Source organism: Bacteroides xylanisolvens (assembly GCF_018289135.1).
GTDB classification, from domain to species: Bacteria; Bacteroidota; Bacteroidia; order Bacteroidales; family Bacteroidaceae; genus Bacteroides; species Bacteroides xylanisolvens.
This window is the reverse complement of the sequence record NZ_CP072216.1, coordinates 5,546,144-5,563,235: the sequence shown is the minus strand read 5'-3', so window position 1 is coordinate 5,563,235 and position 17,092 is coordinate 5,546,144. Positions and strand designations below refer to the sequence as shown.

17 protein-coding genes and 2 tRNA genes are annotated in these 17,092 nt (G+C 40.0%); 8 read left to right on the top strand and 11 right to left on the bottom strand.

Annotation, left to right across the window (positions count from 1 at the left end; genetic code table 11):
• Window positions 1-18: 18 nt before the first annotated feature.
• The 10 genes from INE92_RS22935 to prmC form a co-directional block, all read right to left on the bottom strand.
• A complete protein-coding gene (locus tag INE92_RS22935) occupies window positions 19-507 on the bottom strand; it encodes a hypothetical protein (RefSeq protein WP_007754370.1) in 489 nt (162 codons plus the stop codon).
• Window positions 508-753: 246 nt separating this feature from the next.
• Window positions 754-1,752 (bottom strand): hypothetical protein, encoded by a 999-nt coding sequence (locus INE92_RS22930; RefSeq protein WP_233476908.1) that lies wholly within the window; start codon window positions 1,750-1,752, stop codon window positions 754-756.
• Between the two features lie 66 nt (window positions 1,753-1,818).
• The gene (locus INE92_RS22925) at window positions 1,819-3,024 is read right to left on the bottom strand and encodes a site-specific integrase (RefSeq protein WP_049701755.1); all 1,206 of its coding nucleotides are present in this window, start codon (window positions 3,022-3,024) and stop codon (window positions 1,819-1,821) included.
• Window positions 3,025-3,181: 157 nt separating this feature from the next.
• Window positions 3,182-3,265, bottom strand: a tRNA-Leu gene (locus INE92_RS22920).
• A 16-nt stretch (window positions 3,266-3,281) separates the two neighbouring features.
• A tRNA-Gly gene (locus tag INE92_RS22915) sits at window positions 3,282-3,354 on the bottom strand.
• A 93-nt stretch (window positions 3,355-3,447) separates the two neighbouring features.
• Window positions 3,448-4,788 carry an argininosuccinate lyase gene (gene argH / locus INE92_RS22910; protein ID WP_151936358.1) on the bottom strand — a complete coding sequence of 447 codons (1,341 nt, stop codon included), beginning with the start codon at window positions 4,786-4,788 and terminating at the stop codon, window positions 3,448-3,450.
• Window positions 4,789-4,798: 10 nt separating this feature from the next.
• Window positions 4,799-5,209 carry an SRPBCC family protein gene (locus tag INE92_RS22905; protein WP_004299788.1) on the bottom strand — a complete coding sequence of 137 codons (411 nt, stop codon included), beginning with the start codon at window positions 5,207-5,209 and terminating at the stop codon, window positions 4,799-4,801.
• A 95-nt stretch (window positions 5,210-5,304) separates the two neighbouring features.
• The gene (pyrE, locus tag INE92_RS22900) at window positions 5,305-5,943 is read right to left on the bottom strand and encodes an orotate phosphoribosyltransferase (RefSeq protein ID WP_004299787.1); all 639 of its coding nucleotides are present in this window, start codon (window positions 5,941-5,943) and stop codon (window positions 5,305-5,307) included.
• Window positions 5,944-6,021: 78 nt separating this feature from the next.
• Window positions 6,022-6,504, bottom strand: coding sequence for a regulatory protein RecX (locus tag INE92_RS22895; RefSeq protein ID WP_004299786.1), 483 nt, complete (start codon window positions 6,502-6,504; stop codon window positions 6,022-6,024).
• Entirely contained in the window at window positions 6,501-7,337 is an 837-nt protein-coding gene (gene prmC / locus INE92_RS22890) for a peptide chain release factor N(5)-glutamine methyltransferase (protein ID WP_004310496.1), read from the bottom strand. Before prmC ends, INE92_RS22895 begins: the two co-directional genes overlap by 4 nt.
• A 36-nt stretch (window positions 7,338-7,373) precedes the next feature.
• On the opposite strand from prmC, the gene ribD reads away from it, so the two are divergent.
• From ribD to INE92_RS22850, 8 genes are all read left to right on the top strand, one after another.
• Window positions 7,374-8,429 carry a bifunctional diaminohydroxyphosphoribosylaminopyrimidine deaminase/5-amino-6-(5-phosphoribosylamino)uracil reductase RibD gene (gene ribD, locus INE92_RS22885; RefSeq protein ID WP_195436422.1) on the top strand — a complete coding sequence of 352 codons (1,056 nt, stop codon included), beginning with the start codon at window positions 7,374-7,376 and terminating at the stop codon, window positions 8,427-8,429.
• 142 nt (window positions 8,430-8,571) lie between these two features.
• Window positions 8,572-10,080, top strand: coding sequence for a DUF6242 domain-containing protein (locus INE92_RS22880; protein WP_008645183.1), 1,509 nt, complete (start codon window positions 8,572-8,574; stop codon window positions 10,078-10,080).
• A gap of 25 nt (window positions 10,081-10,105) precedes the next feature.
• Window positions 10,106-10,840 carry an isoprenyl transferase gene (locus INE92_RS22875; RefSeq protein ID WP_004313004.1) on the top strand — a complete coding sequence of 245 codons (735 nt, stop codon included), beginning with the start codon at window positions 10,106-10,108 and terminating at the stop codon, window positions 10,838-10,840.
• Window positions 10,841-10,870: 30 nt separating this feature from the next.
• On the top strand, window positions 10,871-13,525 hold the full coding sequence (gene bamA / locus INE92_RS22870) for an outer membrane protein assembly factor BamA (RefSeq protein WP_004313003.1): 2,655 nt from the start codon (window positions 10,871-10,873) through the stop codon (window positions 13,523-13,525).
• A gap of 23 nt (window positions 13,526-13,548) precedes the next feature.
• A complete protein-coding gene (locus tag INE92_RS22865) occupies window positions 13,549-14,064 on the top strand; it encodes an OmpH/Skp family outer membrane protein (protein ID WP_008776422.1) in 516 nt (171 codons plus the stop codon).
• A 56-nt stretch (window positions 14,065-14,120) separates the two neighbouring features.
• Window positions 14,121-14,636 carry an OmpH/Skp family outer membrane protein gene (locus INE92_RS22860; protein WP_004310501.1) on the top strand — a complete coding sequence of 172 codons (516 nt, stop codon included), beginning with the start codon at window positions 14,121-14,123 and terminating at the stop codon, window positions 14,634-14,636.
• A gap of 108 nt (window positions 14,637-14,744) precedes the next feature.
• Window positions 14,745-15,587, top strand: coding sequence for a glutamate racemase (murI, locus tag INE92_RS22855; RefSeq protein ID WP_008024472.1), 843 nt, complete (start codon window positions 14,745-14,747; stop codon window positions 15,585-15,587).
• Between the two features lie 73 nt (window positions 15,588-15,660).
• Window positions 15,661-15,894 (top strand): DUF2007-related protein, encoded by a 234-nt coding sequence (locus tag INE92_RS22850; RefSeq protein WP_004313000.1) that lies wholly within the window; start codon window positions 15,661-15,663, stop codon window positions 15,892-15,894.
• On the opposite strand, the gene INE92_RS22845 is transcribed toward INE92_RS22850, so the two are convergent.
• On the bottom strand, window positions 15,863-17,011 hold the full coding sequence (locus INE92_RS22845) for a pyridoxal phosphate-dependent aminotransferase (RefSeq protein WP_008645180.1): 1,149 nt from the start codon (window positions 17,009-17,011) through the stop codon (window positions 15,863-15,865). The genes INE92_RS22850 and INE92_RS22845 overlap by 32 nt on opposite strands.
• Window positions 17,012-17,092 lie beyond the last annotated feature (81 nt).

Here is a 17,092-nt window from a genome sequence, read left to right as displayed (position 1 = left end):
CCCCCGTTAATAATTCAATTATGCTATCAATTCTTTTTCCAATAAATAATCATATAACTCTTCTGTCCTTTCCAACCGGAAGAAAATCTTTCCTTTTCTGAAAAAAGCACTGGCAGTAATTTTCGCTCCATACTCACGAAACGTAGGAACAAATTGTAATGCTTTTCCCGCTAAAATCAGTTGCTTAAAAATTGATAGTTGAAAATCCTTATCTTCTCCCTCACCATAAGCCGTAACACTATTAGGATTAAAACCAAAATCTTCCGCTTCTCCTGTTTCCAAATAAGTACGTAACCAACTTAATCCTTCTTGATTCAATATCAAACAGAAACCTTGAATCTTTTTGGATTCAATCCAAGCGCATGGATAGTTATCCTTGTTAGTGTAAAACTTAACATTCAATTGCTCACCTCTTTTCATCATTGCCTTTACAGTTTGCATTGCACCTTCATTATCATAAGACTTAACTACTTTCTTTTCTACAAATTCCAAATTCATAATCTTCATTTTTTTTAAATTAAACATTAATGAATCTCAAACGAGGTGCGCACCTTTGTTTTTGATTACGCTGCAAAACTACGGAGAAATAGAAGCGTATGAAATGAAGAAAAAAACATAAAGAAATCCCTTTTTTTATGCTTAATTCTTTATGTAATCACAAATATCATAAATCACAATATATCAACAAATTATGTATATTTACACAATAATCATCAATTAAATAAAGGCTATCATTTTTTATCTTTATATGTTTTACCAATATGATTTTAAATGTTCAACCGGATTATTGGGAGACGTTTTGCACATGGGAATTTTCCACCAATTTGGACGAACTTCATATTTTTGTAAGTTCCTGATTGTAGCCCGCAAATTCAATATGTCATTTTTAGGACTGTCCTCATCAATCAGTTTGAGATATTTCAGTAACCCAAGAATAAAATTCCCCTCGTTATCTGTTAATCCTTTACCTTTGGCTGCAAATGATGAGTGACGTAGTAGGTTATATATACTAAGAGTTATCGTATCAAGTATCGCATTTTCGCGTTTTCTGCCTCTTTTACCTATACTGGGATAATCTTTATCCAATTCCGTTTCCGCTTCTTCCAAAGTTGAAACTCCTAAATATTTATCAAGATATGGAGTTATCATATTGAGAAACCAACTATCATCATTCGTAAGTTCTATTTTCTGTTTGTTATATTCAATCGTGACAATATTACTCTTGGTCTTTTTCTTCTCATGAAACATCTTGTAAAGACGTAGCATATCCGGTCTAACAGAATAACTATACTTTAGTTGCGTTGGGTCAGCAATATAATCCTCAAAATCAAAATAGCCATTGGTCTGTGTGTATTTATAGTAGATACTTACAATAAGAAGAATAGCGTAAAATACATCTTGGTCTTGTTGTTCATAAGCTTCGTCTTCATCTTTATTGTATGTATTCCACAATGTTTCAATATACTCGGCTTTAAAATTACCACTTTCAAGGACTAAATTCTTTCCCACAGTCATGCTAAATTCATATTTGTCCTCATCTGTCCCGCAATTAGGATAGGGAATCTCCTGCTCTTCCTTCTTTATTGACAAGTACAAATCCTGTATTTCCATTGGGAACTTATTACCCAAAAGATATACATCAGATATATAGTCCAGTTCATTATGAAACATTGAACGGCTGAATCCCACTTCACTATTCAGCCATGATTCGATTCGTTTTATCGTATTGATTGGTATTATCTGATATTCCATATTTTCAAACTTTGTCACAAAAATAAAAAATGTCGCTTCACCATAAAAGCAAAGCGACATTTTATTTCAAAGAAGATTCTTCATTGCATCATCTAATTGTTTATTTTCAAAGCTATCCAAATAAATCTGTGTCACCCGTTCGGAACTATGTCCCAAAGATTCACTGATTACAGATGTTGAAACTCCCGAACGCTTCAAGACTGTCGCATAAGAATGTCGAGCCGTATAACTGGAAATCTTCAATTCAATACCCAATTCCTTCCCAATATCAGCTAAATATCCGTTGACATTATCCAATACATCATATATTCGGTTTCTTATCTGGCGTGGAGTTCGTTCTCTATTATCCAATATGGGAAATACATATTTACGTTGTGAGGAACGATAACGATTCACTATCTCAATTGCCTTCTCTTGTAATGGTAACATTATTTGTTTCTTCGTTTTCTGACGAATATACACCAAACGTTCACCTTCAAAGTTCTTATCAGTAAGAAACGCCATGTCAGTGAAATTAATACCACCCATTAAGTAAGAGAACGTAAACATATCAACTGCCAATCTCTTATAAAAGCGAGATTTTGACACATCATACTCAATAACCTGCTTCACCTGCTCTTTTGTTATTGCACGCTTAGCTGTCTCCTTATGTAACTTAGAAACCTTATACTTTTTGAATGGATAATTATCTGCTTTTACCAATCCCTCCACAAGGGCTAGATTATATATAGCCCGCAAAGTTCTAAAACGAATACCAATTGTATTATCAGCCAACTTATTACACCTCAACCATGATTCATAAGATTTCAGCCAATTAACATCTATATCAGAGAAATATATATCCAAATGACCTCTGAACTTGCACAATGAATTACAAACTTGCTGAACAGAAAGCGCATACCCTAACCTGCCTTCACCCTTCAGTTGAGCTATATATTCATTAAACAAATCACCAACAGTCTTTACCTTCCTTGCCGGAGCAACCGCTTCAACCAAGGTGGCAGGCGAATATTCCCGTTGTTCCATAGAGAATTCCAGTATCTGTTCTGAATACTTCTGTTCTTGCTCATTTAGAAGCTTAATAATTTGCTCCCTATTAGGACAATTGCGCTTAGGTTTATTCTTCTCAAAGTCCCAATTATTAGGTTTTACCGAAATCCCAAGACTGATATACTTTCGTTTACCCTCTTTACACACACAAATCATAAGCGGATGCTCTCCATTACGAAGAGTTTTTGACTTGTAACACAACACATTAACTGTCGCTTTCATACATTTTTCGGTTTACATCTTGGTTTACATGAACCGCATAATTCGTAGGAAATGTTACTTAATTTAAAGCCCAAGGACAGTTTATCTTAAGAAAATGCAGAAAAACAAAAAGCTCCGTAAATCAATGATTTACAGAGCTTTTAATCAGGAACGCTCGTACTCGAAGCGGGACTTGAACCCGCACAGCCGCAATGGCCAAAGGATTTTAAGTCCTTCGTGTCTACCATTCCACCATTCGAGCATCCTTTCAAAGAAAGAGCGGAAAACGAGACTCGAACTCGCGACCCTAACCTTGGCAAGGTTATGCTCTACCAACTGAGCTATTTCCGCGTTTTTTCAACGGGTGCAAAGATAAGTAGTTTACTTGTTTCTGCCAAATCTTTTCGGAGGAAAGTTTAAAAAACTATCCTCCGAAAGTCTATTTTATCTTCCAAGCAGTGCTTTCTCCGCTTTCTCCATTCCACAAAAGTTGAATCCATCAATCACTTGCTGCATCAATGCGGAGATTTCTGCATTACAGAGGTTGCCGATACTACCTTCATGAGTATGGTATACTTCTTTAGTATGCGAGAATTTACCTGCTTCAATATCCAAACCAACCTTCTTATATGCATCACGGAAAGGCATACCTTCACGTGCCAAACGATTTACCTCTTCCACGCTAAAAATAAGGAGGTATTTGTCATCATCAAGAATATGTTCATTTACCTTTATTTCATTCATGATATAGGTTGTCATCTGCAAACAGTCTTTCAGTTCCTGAAAAGCAGGAAGGAAAACTTCTTTGATAATCTGCAAATCACGGAAATAGCCAGAAGGCAAATTATTCGCAATCATCATGATCTGTTGGGGAAGCGATTGCAGTTTATTACATTTAGCACGTGTCAGTTCAAAGACATCGGGATTCTTCTTATGAGGCATAATGCTGGACCCCGTGGTACAGTCATCAGGCAACTTAACGAAACCGAAGTTTTGACTGTTAAACATACAGGCGTCAAAAGCTAATTTGGAAATCGTCCCGGCAATCGTAGCCAATGCAAAAGCAACATTGCGTTCCATCTTTCCACGCCCCATTTGAGCATATACAACATTGTAATTCATTGAATCAAAACCTAATAAGTCAGTCGTCATGGTACGGTTCAAAGGAAAAGACGAACCATATCCGGCTGCTGAACCTAATGGATTACGATTGCACATTTTAAATGCTGCCTGCAAAAACAGCATATCGTCCATAAGACTCTCGGCGTAGGCACCAAACCACAAGCCAAAAGAAGAAGGCATTGCAATCTGCAGGTGTGTATATCCCGGCATCAAAACGTTTTTATACCGTTCGCTCTGACGGATCAAGACATGAAATAGTTGTTCTACCGCTTCGGCAACCTCTTTTATTTGCGTACGGGTAAAAAGTTTCAAGTCCAACAGAACCTGATCATTTCTGGAACGACCACTATGTATTTTCTTTCCGATATCTCCCAAACGACGGGTCAACATCAATTCTACCTGCGAATGTACATCTTCCACCCCGTCTTCTATCACAAATTCGCCTTTTTCGGCCGAGGCATAAATACTCTTCAATTCCACCAGCAACTGGTCCAGTTCTTCTTTTGTCAACAACCCAATGCTTTCAAGCATCGTAATATGAGCCATAGAACCAAGCACATCATGCTTGGCCAAATAAAGATCCATCTCACGATCACGACCTACCGTGAAACGTTCGATATCCTTATTTACCTGTACGGACTTCTCCCAAAGTTTCTGTGCCATAAAAAAAAGTTTAATATCCAATAACTGCCAGCATATCAACCATCTTCTCCAAACCTTCCTGGAGAGGTTTCTGTACCATTGCTTTCATAAATGGATTAAGATCCATTCCGATAGTTACCTTCACTTTGCACTCTTCTTCTGCAGTTTCAACCAATTGAATCCACATATTAAAAGGAAGAGGAGAGTTAGTTGTTGCCAACTTTATACATTTACAAGGATCACGCTCTACAATTTGCAAAGTCAACTTTCCGATAGGAGAGACACTAAAACTCAACGTGTCCGAATCAAAACTCAAATCCTGCACCTTATCTTTTGGCAAACGGTCTTTGACTGCTTCCAGATTACTTAAATCTGAAAGTTTATTATATACGCGCTCCTGGCTGTAAGGTATTACCTTGACACTACTCTCAAAATTACTCATAATTTTCTATTAGTATAAAACAAAAAAAGAACAATCCGGCCAAATATTGCCCGAACAGTTCTTTTTACCAAATATGTTTGATCAAAAAATGAATCTTATTTTCCAGCATCCCAATGAGCAGGGTCTTTACGCCATTCGTTCAATGTCTGTATGTCTTCTTCTTCGATATAACCTGTACGAAGAGCAACATCAAGCACGGCTTCATAATTGGTCAACGTTACCAAAGTCACCTTCGCATTTTTGAACGCCTCTTCAGCTACCGGGAATCCGTATGTATACGCTGCAACCATACCGATCACTTCACAACCATCGCGACGAATTGCTTCAACAGCCTTCAAACTACTACCACCAGTAGAAATCAAGTCCTCTACGACTACGACTTTCATACCCGGACGAAGTTCACCTTCAATCAGGTTTTCTAATCCATGATCTTTGGGGGTAGAACGAACATACACGAACGGCAAATTCAATGCATCAGCCACCAAAGCTCCCTGCGGAATAGCGCCTGTAGCCACACCAGCAATCGCATCCACCTGTCCGAATCGTTCTAATATCAGACGTGTAATTTCAATCTTCACAAAATTACGAAGAGAAGGATAGGACAGAGTTTTACGGTTGTCACAGTAAAAGGGGGATTTCCATCCAGAAGCCCATGTAAAAGGGTTAGCGGGTTGAAGTTTAATAGCTTTAATCTTCAACAGTTTCTCCGCAAATAGTCTCTCTAAGTTTTTCATAACTAAACTAACTATTAATTATTTGCCGCAAAAGTACAGAAATTGAACGAGAATAAAAAGAAGAATCCGTTTATTTTTTCAGTCAATTTGTTCCTCTTCATCGGGAATGTCGATACAACGCTTAATATCTTTCAGTTCAAATCCACGACTCATGGCAAATCGCATCAGCTTTCCATTCAATTCATAATCGTCTGCCGCATGAATACTTTTCCGTTTGGAAGCCAGCAGGTCACGCAGAATAGAAAGGTATTCTTCTTCATCAATTTCATTCAGATAACGCCATGCCACATCAGAAGGGATCTTCTTCATGTAAAGCCCCTGGGCTATTTTCATTTTCCCCCACTTGGCAAAGCGGAACTTGTCATTCACAAAAGCCCTGCAGAAACGTTCATCATCAATGAACTTCTCTGATTCCAGTCGGTCAAGAATACGCGCAATGGTATCATAGGCAATTCCCCAACGTTGTAACTTCTCATTTATTTCTGCCCGGCAATGCTCGGCAGTGGAGCAGTAAGAGGCTACGCGATTTAAAGCCTCTTCATCAGTTAATTGTGCACTCATCGGTTAGCTGTAACTATTCTATCTTTTCCAAATATGTCTTTTATAACACGAACATCACGATATTGGTTCATTTCAAGTATGTGTGCTGTTTCCCGGCCATAAGCCTGGTTGATTTCAAAATAAAGTTTTCCGCCCGGCAATAGCAAATCACTTCCCAGACAAGCTATACGATTATAAAACCGTAAAGGATCCTCGTCAGGAACGAACAAGGCCAACCCCGGTTCCCAATCAAGGACATTAGCGTCCATTTCATTCTTTTCCGTTTCAGTCACATAAGGCGGATTACTGACGATCACATCAAAAGACGGCACCTTTTCCCAGTCATCAGACAATACATCTCTTTGCAGAAATCTCACCCCGGCTTCCAAGGCGTCATTGTTTTTACGAGCAATAGCCAATGCTTCTTCCGAAATATCCCAAGCTTCTACTTCTGCATCCGGAAGTTTTTTATCCAAAGAGATCGCAATACATCCGCTTCCCGTACCTATATCTAATAGACGACGAGCATTCGGACTCTCCTCTACTATTAGTTCTACAAGCTCCGCAGTCTCCGGCCGGGGAATCAGCACGCCGGAAGCAACCTTAAAATTCCTTCCACAAAACTCCGCAACACCACGAATGTACTGTATAGGTTCATTTTTCTGTAAACGGAATATAATGTTTTCTAATTCACGCTGTTTGCATTCGGATAAAATTATATCTTTGCCCATGTAAATATCGAGCGCATCTAAACCTAACATGTCGCAACAAATCAGCATCGAAAGGGCTTTTACCTCCTCCGGTGGATAGATTTCCTGCAAAGATTGGCGAATGTAAGCGGTGATACGATTCATATTTTCACAATTTCGGAGTGCAAAAGTAAGAATAATATGGCGAAGAGCACCAAAATGGAAGAAGAAAAATACATGAAACGTTGCATTGAGCTTGCAAAGAATGGGTTATGCAACGTATCTCCAAACCCGATGGTAGGGGCCGTTATCGTATGTGACGGGCGAATTATCGGCGAAGGTTACCACATTCGCTGTGGCGAGGCGCATGCGGAGGTTAATGCGATCCGTTCTGTCAAAGATGAATCATTATTAAAACATTCTACGATTTATGTCAGTCTGGAGCCTTGTTCCCACTATGGGAAAACGCCTCCTTGTGCTAATCTTATTATAGAGAAGCAGATACCACGCATTGTTATCGGTTGTCAAGACCCTTTTTCAGAAGTGGCCGGACGGGGAATTCAGAAATTACGGGATGCCGGACGAGAAGTGACAGTCGGTGTATTAGAGGAAGAATGTAAATCGCTGATTCGCCGTTTTATCACTTTTAATACGCTTCACCGTCCTTTCATTACACTGAAATGGGCAGAATCAGCCGATCACTTTATTGATATAGAACGTACAGACGGAAAACCGGTAAGCCTCTCCTCTCCTCTTACTTCCATGCTAGTGCATAAAAAAAGAGCGGAGGCGGATGCGATTATGGTAGGCAGGCGAACTGCTTTATTGGATAATCCGTCACTTACGGTACGCAACTGGTATGGGCACAACCCGATACGCGTTGTGTTAGATCGCACGCTATCCCTCCCTAATGATTTACAAATATTCGATGGCAACGTGCCTACATTTATCTTTACTGAAAAGGAACAGCCAGAAAAAAAGAACATCACATATATCACCATCAACTTTAACCATAACCCATTGAAACAGATCATGGAAGCATTGTATCAACGAAAGATACAATCATTATTGGTGGAAGGAGGCAGGCAATTGCTGCAATCATTCATTGATAATGAGCTATGGGATGAAGCCTATATCGAAAAGTGCCCCGGCCGATTACACTCCGGTGTTAAAGCACCTCAAATGGACGATAATTTTAGTTATTCGATAGAAGAACACTTCGAAAGACAAATTTGGCATTATGTTCGTCGATTATAGCTAAGATAGTTCTATTCAGGGGGTTTTACGTCGATAAAAACAGTGTTATTATCTATAATTTTATATAAAACTTACCTGTAATGTTCATTATCGGAAAAAATGTTTCTATTTTTGCAACTTGTAAATAAACACAATCTTTCAAATGAAAATAAAGTTTTTATCATTCATTGCGAGTTTTTTCATGGTGTCATTTGTTATAACGTCATGTCTTGATGACGATAATAACATCGAATATAGCCCGGATGCAACTATACATGCGTTTGCACTTGACACAGCAGGCCTTGGGAGTTATAAATTCACTATTGACCAATTATCACGTGAAATCTATAACGAAGACTCTCTTCCTGTTCATGCCGATACCATCATTGACAAGATTTTAATCAAAACATTAACAACGGCATCAGGTGTCGTTACGATGAAGGACAAAAGCGGAAACGATTCTGTCTTAAACATTAATGATTCAATCGATCTTCGGAAAGAACTTATTATAAAAGTATGGTCAACAGAAGCATTAGCGGGTATATCTCCTAATCAAACTAAGGAATACAAGATCAAAGTAAATGTGCATGACTATGATCCGGATTCGTTAAGGTGGAAATATATGAATAAAATAGATGACCAAATTGTAGGAGAACAAAAATCTATTATTTTTGGAAGTGAAGTTCTCACATACTCTGTAGTTGGCACAAAGTTATATGCATACAAAAACTCTTTAACAAACTTTGGCAGTTGGGAGTATAAAGAAATAGAGGGATTACCAAAAGGCAAACTTCCGACTTCTATCATTGCCTTCCAATTCAACAGAAGCAGAACCATGTTATATGCCACCTCCAATGGTGATGGTAAAGTATATGAATCTGCAGATGGAGAAAAATGGAATGAATCAACGATGTTTGGTGAGGGAGTGGAATTGCTACTAGCCACATTGACTAATAACGATGTCAGCAGAATTTGTTATATAAAGAAAGGAGCAGATAACCAACGCTATTTCTATTATCAAACAAATGATGTACCAAAAGAGACTTTGGATAAAGCTGAAAATGGAGGAAAAGTGCCATCTAAATTTCCAACTAAAAATATATCCTATACAGTATATAAGTCTTCGACAAATATTAATTCAGTCCTTCTAGTAGGAGATACAGAAACTGCGACTTTGGCTGATGACAGTAAATTAGAAACGACCATTGTATGGGCATATGACGGAAACAAATGGGTTGAGTTCTCAACTACTTCCTCTGTTGCATACTGCCCTAAATACACTCAACCATCTATTATATATTATAATGACTTAGTATACATATTTGGTCAAGACTTCAGTTCTATTTATGTTTCCAATCAAGGATTATTCTGGAAAAAGGCGAATCCTAAGTTCTCTTTCCCCCATAGAGATTGGAGCAAAGGAGGAACTCCAGATCCCGATGTAGATCCTGAATTCAGAGGCAAAACCAACTATTCAATGGTACTAGATCCTGACACTCAAAATCTATGGATTATCTTTAGTAAAGGAAGTGCAAGTTTTGAAGAAGAGGTAGAGAAAGAAGAAAGTACAAAGGCAACCACAACTGAACCACGCACATATGAGCATGATTCAGAGGTATGGCGTGGTCGTCTTAATCAGCTATGGTTTGATTTGGCAAATGCCAAGAAATAAAAACGTATACGTTTAAAATAAAAAGATGTCCTATATAGAACAAATAGACAAAACTCGGATACCACAACACGTAGCCATCATTATGGATGGAAACGGACGATGGGCAAAACAACGAGGGGAAGAACGTACTTACGGTCACCGTGCTGGCGCAGAAACGGTACAGAATATTACTGAAGATGCTGCCAGACTGGGGATTAAGTACCTGACACTTTATACCTTCTCAACCGAGAACTGGAATCGGCCGCAAGACGAGATAGCGGCTTTGATGAATCTATTGCTAGAATCTATTGAAGAAGAGACACTGATGAAGAACAATATTCGCTTCAACGTAATCGGTGATTTCAAGAAGTTACCGGTTGAAGTTCAGAAAAGTTTGACGTCATGTATAGAACGCACATCCAAGAATAGTGGAATGTATATGGTACTAGCTCTTAGTTACTCATCCCGTTGGGAAATAACAGAAGCGGTACGGCAAATAGCAACGCAGGTAAAAACGGGAGAAATATCTCCCGAGCAAATAACCGATGAGTGTATCTCATCTCATCTGGATACTAATTTTATGCCCGACCCGGATTTACTGATCCGCACGGGAGGAGAAATCCGGTTAAGCAATTATCTCTTATGGCAATGTGCTTATTCGGAGCTTTATTTTTGTGATACCTTCTGGCCGGACTTCGACAAAGAAGAACTCTACAAAGCCATTTGGGAATACCAACAAAGGGAACGCCGATTCGGCAAAACCAGTGAACAGATCAGCTAATATAACTCGAAACATCAAATTATAACATAAATGCATTATCGTATTTCCTTTATATTCATAACGTTTGTCTGCCTGTGCTGCTTTGCGACAACAGGCGTTGCGCAAAATGCTAACACTGATGAAGACTCAAAACCTGTCATCTTATACTCCGGAACACCCAAAAAGTATGAGATAGCAGATATTAAAGTCGAAGGCGTAAAGAATTATGAAGACTATGTATTGATTGGACTATCCGGACTATCGGTAGGACAAACAATTACTGTGCCGGGTGACGAAATCACTGGAGCAATCAAACGTTATTGGCGTCATGGTTTGTTCTCAAATGTACAAATCACAGCCGAGAAAATAGAAGGCAACAAAATCTGGTTAAAAATCAGTCTGACACAACGCCCACGTATCGCAGATGTACGCTACCACGGTGTGAAAAAGTCAGAACGTACCGACCTTGAGGCCAAGCTAGGAATGGTAAAAGGTATGCAGATTACTCCGAATACCGTAGACCGTGCCAAAACATTGATCAAACGTTATTTTGATGACAAGGGATTCAAAAATGCCGAAGTAATCATCGCACAGAAAGACGATCCTTCCAGCGAGAATCAGGTGATTGTGGATATTGATATAGACAAAAAGGAGAAAATCAAAGTACACAAAATCACCATTGCAGGAAACACTGCAATCAAGGCTTCCAAGCTGAAAAAAGTAATGAAGAAAACCAATGAGAAAGGTAAACTTCTAAACTTGTTCCGCACCAAGAAATTCGTGCCGGAAAACTTTGAAGCAGATAAACAACTTATCATCGACAAGTATAATGAGCTGGGATATCGTGATGCAATGATCGTTAAAGACAGCGTTTCACAATATGATGAAAAGACAGTAGATGTATATTTGGATATAGACGAAGGTCAGAAATACTATCTTCGTAACGTGACATGGGTAGGTAATACTCTTTATCCGTCGGAACAGTTGAACTTCCTGCTTCGTATGAAGAAAGGCGATGTATACAACCAGAAGTTGTTGAATGAGCGTGTTTCTACAGACGACGATGCTATCGGTAACTTATATTACAATAACGGTTACCTCTTCTACAACCTTGATCCGGTAGAAGTAAATATCGTAGGCGACTCTATCGACCTCGAAATGAGAATCTATGAAGGCCGTCAGGCTACTATCAATAAGATTAAGATCAGTGGTAACGACCGTTTGTATGAAAACGTCGTTCGCCGTGAACTTCGTATCCGCCCGGGACAGCTGTTCAGCAAAGAAGACTTGATGCGTTCTTTGCGTGAAATCCAGCAAATGGGCCACTTTGACCCGGAAAAACTGCAACCGGATATTCAACCGGATCCGATGAACGGAACTGTTGACATAGGCTTGCCTTTGACTTCCAAAGCCAACGACCAGGTAGAGTTCTCTGCCGGTTGGGGACAAACGGGTATCATTGGTAAGTTGAGTTTGAAGTTTACCAACTTCTCCGTAGCCAACCTGTTACACCCGGGTGAAAACTACCGTGGTATCCTGCCGCAAGGTGACGGACAGACATTGACCATCAGCGGACAGACGAATGCTAAATACTACCAATCATACAGTATTTCATTCTTCGATCCATGGTTTGGCGGTAAACGTCCGAACTCATTCTCTGTATCGGCTTTCTTCTCTGTACAGACAGACATCAGTAGCCGTTACTACAATTCCAGCTATTTCAACAACTACTACAACAGCATGTATAGTGGTTACGGTGGTTATGGTATGTACAATTACGGTAACTATAACAACTACGAAAACTATTATGACCCGGACAAGTCTATCAAGATGTGGGGACTTTCCGTAGGTTGGGGTAAACGTCTGAAATGGCCGGATGACTATTTCACTCTTTCTGCAGAATTAGCTTACCAACGCTACAACTTAAGCGACTGGCAATACTTCCCGGTAACCAACGGTAAATGTAATGACCTTAGCATTTCATTGACTTTGGCACGTAACTCTATTGACAACCCGATCTTCCCCCGTTCAGGTTCAGATTTTTCATTGTCAGTTCAGCTTACACCGCCTTACTCATTGATGGACGGTAAAGACTATAAGGGATATTATAGTAACCCTGAAACAGGTAGCATTACCCAGGACAACATGAATAAACTTCATAAATGGATAGAATACCACAAATGGAAATTCAAAGGCAAAACGTATACTCCGTTGATGGACCCGATTGCACATCCGAAATGTCTGGTGTTAATGACACGTACTGAATTCGGTTTGTTAGGTCACTACAACCAATACAAGAAATCTCCGTTCGGAACATTCGACGTGGGTGGTGACGGTATGACCGGTTATTCAACTTATGCAACTGAAAGTATCGCTTTGCGCGGTTACGAAAACAGCTCATTAACTCCATACGGATCTGAAGGTTATGCTTACGCACGCCTCGGCATTGAATTAAGATATCCGTTGATGCTGGAAACAAGTACTAACATTTATGTGTTAGGTTTCCTAGAAGCTGGTAACGCATGGCACGATATCAAGAAATTCAATCCATTCGAGTTGAAACGTTCTGCCGGTGTCGGTGTTCGTATCTTCCTGCCGATGATTGGTATGATGGGTATTGACTGGGGTTACGGTTTCGATAAAGTATTTGGTTCTAAACAATACGGAGGAAGTCAATTCCACTTTATCTTAGGACAAGAATTCTAATGTATCATCAAAAACTAAACGTTATGAGAAAGTCTGTTCTATTAATCATGATGCTGTTTGCTGTCAGCATGGCGGCAAATGCACAGAAGTTTGCACTGATCGATACGGAATATATCATGAAGAATATTCCGGCAGCTCAAAGCGCTAATGAGCAAATGCAAGAAGCTACGAAGAAATACCAGAGCGAAGTAGAAGCCCTGGCAAAAGAAGCACAGAAGATGTTCCAGGATTACCAGGCAAAATCTTCCACTCTTTCTGCCGCACAAAAGACAAAGACAGAAGATGCAATCGTAGCTAAAGAAAAAGCGGCAGCCGAGTTGAAGCGTAACTACTTCGGTCCGGAAGGCGAATTAGCCAAGATGAGAGATAAGTTGATTACTCCGATTCAGGACGATATTTATGAAGCCGTGAAAGCTATATCACAGCAACATGGATATGATTTGATTATCGACAGAGCCTCTGCTACAGGTATAATATTTGCAAATCCACGCATAGATATTAGTGATGAAATCCTAAGAAAATTAGGATATTCAAATTAATTTCATACATTTGCAGCTGGAAATAACTAAAAATCATTCAAATAAATTATAGAACTATGCTAAAAAAAATTGCACTTGTAATGTTGCTTGCACTCCCAATGGGTGTATTTGCACAGAACCTGAAATTCGGCCACATTAATGCACAGGAAATCATCACTGTGATGCCCGAATTCACCAAAGCTCAAAATGACATTCAGACTTTAGAAAAACAACTTACTGCTGAACTTCAGAGAACGCAGGAAGAATTCAACAAGAAATATCAGGAATTCCAACAAGCTATCGCTAAGGATTCTCTTCCTCCCAACATCGCTGAAAGAAGACAAAAAGAATTGCAAGATATGATGCAAAGACAAGAGCAATTCCAACAAGATGCTCAACAGCAAATGGCGAAAGCACAAAATGATGCCATGGCTCCTATCTATCAGAAGTTGGACAATGCTATCAAAGCCGTAGGCGCTGCTGAAGGGGTAATCTACATCTTCGACCTGGCAAGAACTTCGATTCCATACGTAAACGAATCACAGAGCATCAACTTGACTAGCAAGGTAAAAGCAAATCTTGGTATCAAATAGGAACTGAGCAAGAATAAAGAAATACCAAAAGGGAAAGAGAAAGAAGTTGATCCTTCTTTCTCTTTCCCTTTTTTTGGCGTACATTTGCGTATATAAATCAAGTGTGTCATGAAGCAACATCTATCCAATACGCCCGGACCGATCGGAGTATTTGACTCCGGTTACGGAGGTCTGACCATCTTAGACAAAATAAGAGAAGTATTACCGGAATATGATTATATCTATTTGGGAGATAATGCACGTGCTCCTTACGGAACACGTTCTTTTGAGGTCGTATACGAATTTACCCGGCAAGCAGTCAACAAACTATTTGATATGGGCTGCCACCTGGTTATATTAGCTTGCAATACAGCTTCCGCAAAAGCTTTGCGCAGTATTCAGATGAATGATTTACCAGGCATCGATCCGGCTCGCCGTGTGCTCGGAGTCATCCGCCCTACCGTAGAGTGTGTCGGAGAGATAAGCAAAAACCAGCATATCGGTGTACTGGCAACAGCAGGCACCATCAAATCCGAATCGTATCCGTTGGAAATACACAAGTTGTTTCCTGAAATCCAGGTCAGCGGCACAGCCTGTCCGATGTGGGTATCACTAGTTGAAAACAATGAATCACAGGACGAAGGAGCAGACTATTTTATCCGGAAGTACATCAACCAATTGCTATCGAAGGATCCTCAAATAGATACTGTCATTCTCGGATGTACTCATTTCCCCATACTTCTACCCAAAATCCGGCAATATATTCCGGAGCATATCAGTGTAATTGCGCAAGGCGAGTATGTTGCGGAAAGTCTGAAAGACTATCTGAAAAGACATCCCGAAATGGATGCAAAATGCACGAAGAATGGGAACTGTCAGTTTTACACGACCGAAGCGGAAGAAAAGTTTTCAGAATCGGCCTCTACTTTCCTGAAACAGCAGATTAGTGTAAAACACATCACGCTCGAATAAAATTTAAGAAAAAAAGTAACCGTTTCTCTCTCTTTTTTGTTATATTTGTAGATAACCCCTAATAAGCAAGATCATGAAAGAAGAAGATTATAGCAAAGCAATAGAAGTATTCTCCGGATCCCCATGGGAAGCCGAGATCATCAAAGGGCTATTAGAAAGCAATGACATCCGTTGCGTAATCAAAGATGGGATTATGGGTACACTGGCACCCTATATCGCTCCTTCCGTATCCGTTCTTGTCACCGAGGATCAATACGAAGCGGCCACCGCACTTATCAGGAGCCGGGCCGAGAAAGATAACGACTGATACGGTCGAGTCCTTCACGGATATTCTCCAATGAGTTTGCATAGGAGAAACGTACATATCCTTCGCCTCCCGTACCAAAATCTACCCCGGGAGTAATACCGACGTGTGCATGTTCGAGTACATCGAATGCAAAACGATAAGAGTCGGTAGTAAATTTGCGTGCGTCAGCAAAAATGTAAAATGCCCCTTGAGGTTCTACTTTTATTTCAAAACCCATTTCCCGGAGACGGGCAATCATATATCGGCGACGCTCATCATAAACCAGCTTCATCCGTTCCACGTCCGGTTCAGCCTGCCGCAATGCGGCAATCCCTGCCTGCTGGGCAACACTGGATGCACAGATAAACAGATTTTGCTGTAACTTTTGCAAAGATCGCATACAAGATTTAGGTGCGATCAAATAACCCAACCGAAGCCCCGTCATCGCAAAGCGTTTAGAGAATCCGTTCAGGACAAAAGCCTGATCGGTATATTCAAGGATACTGTGTGCACGCCCTTCATACACAAGGCCGTGATAAATTTCATCTGAAATGACAGGAACTCCTAATGCAGCTACGTCCTTCAAGAATTTTTCATCCAACAACATTCCGGTCGGATTCATCGGAGAATTGATAAAGATAGCCGCAGTATGCGGATTCACACATTTGCGGATAGCCTCTATGTCGTATTGCAGATATTCTTTAGACAAAGGAACCAAAACAGGTTTGGCTTGCGTAGCCAACACAAAATTGCGATAGCAAGCATACCCCGGATTGGAAAGAATCACTTCACTATCCGGATTGCAGAGCAACATCAATGCAAGAAGAATAGAAGGAGAAGACCCGGAAGTCACGACAATACAATCCGGATCTACCGTTACCCCATATTCGCGCAGATAAAAAGCGGCAATTTCCCGTCGCAGTTCCGGATCACCCAAAGAATGTGTATAATGAGTCAGATGACGATCATAAGCCGCTTTTGCCGCTTCCGCCACACAGGCCGGCACATCAAAATCGGGTTCGCCAACTTCCAGATGAATAATATCAATGCCTTGTTTTTGCAATTCGTTCGCCCTCTCCAACACATCCATTACGATGAAAGAGGTCATCTGTTCTACTTGTGGGTTTGTATGTTTCATTGCTTATCTTTTCTCTATCTGACTGCAAAGATAATTCTTTTTAGCCTGTTTTGGTAACATATCGGCAAAAAGCTCTATATT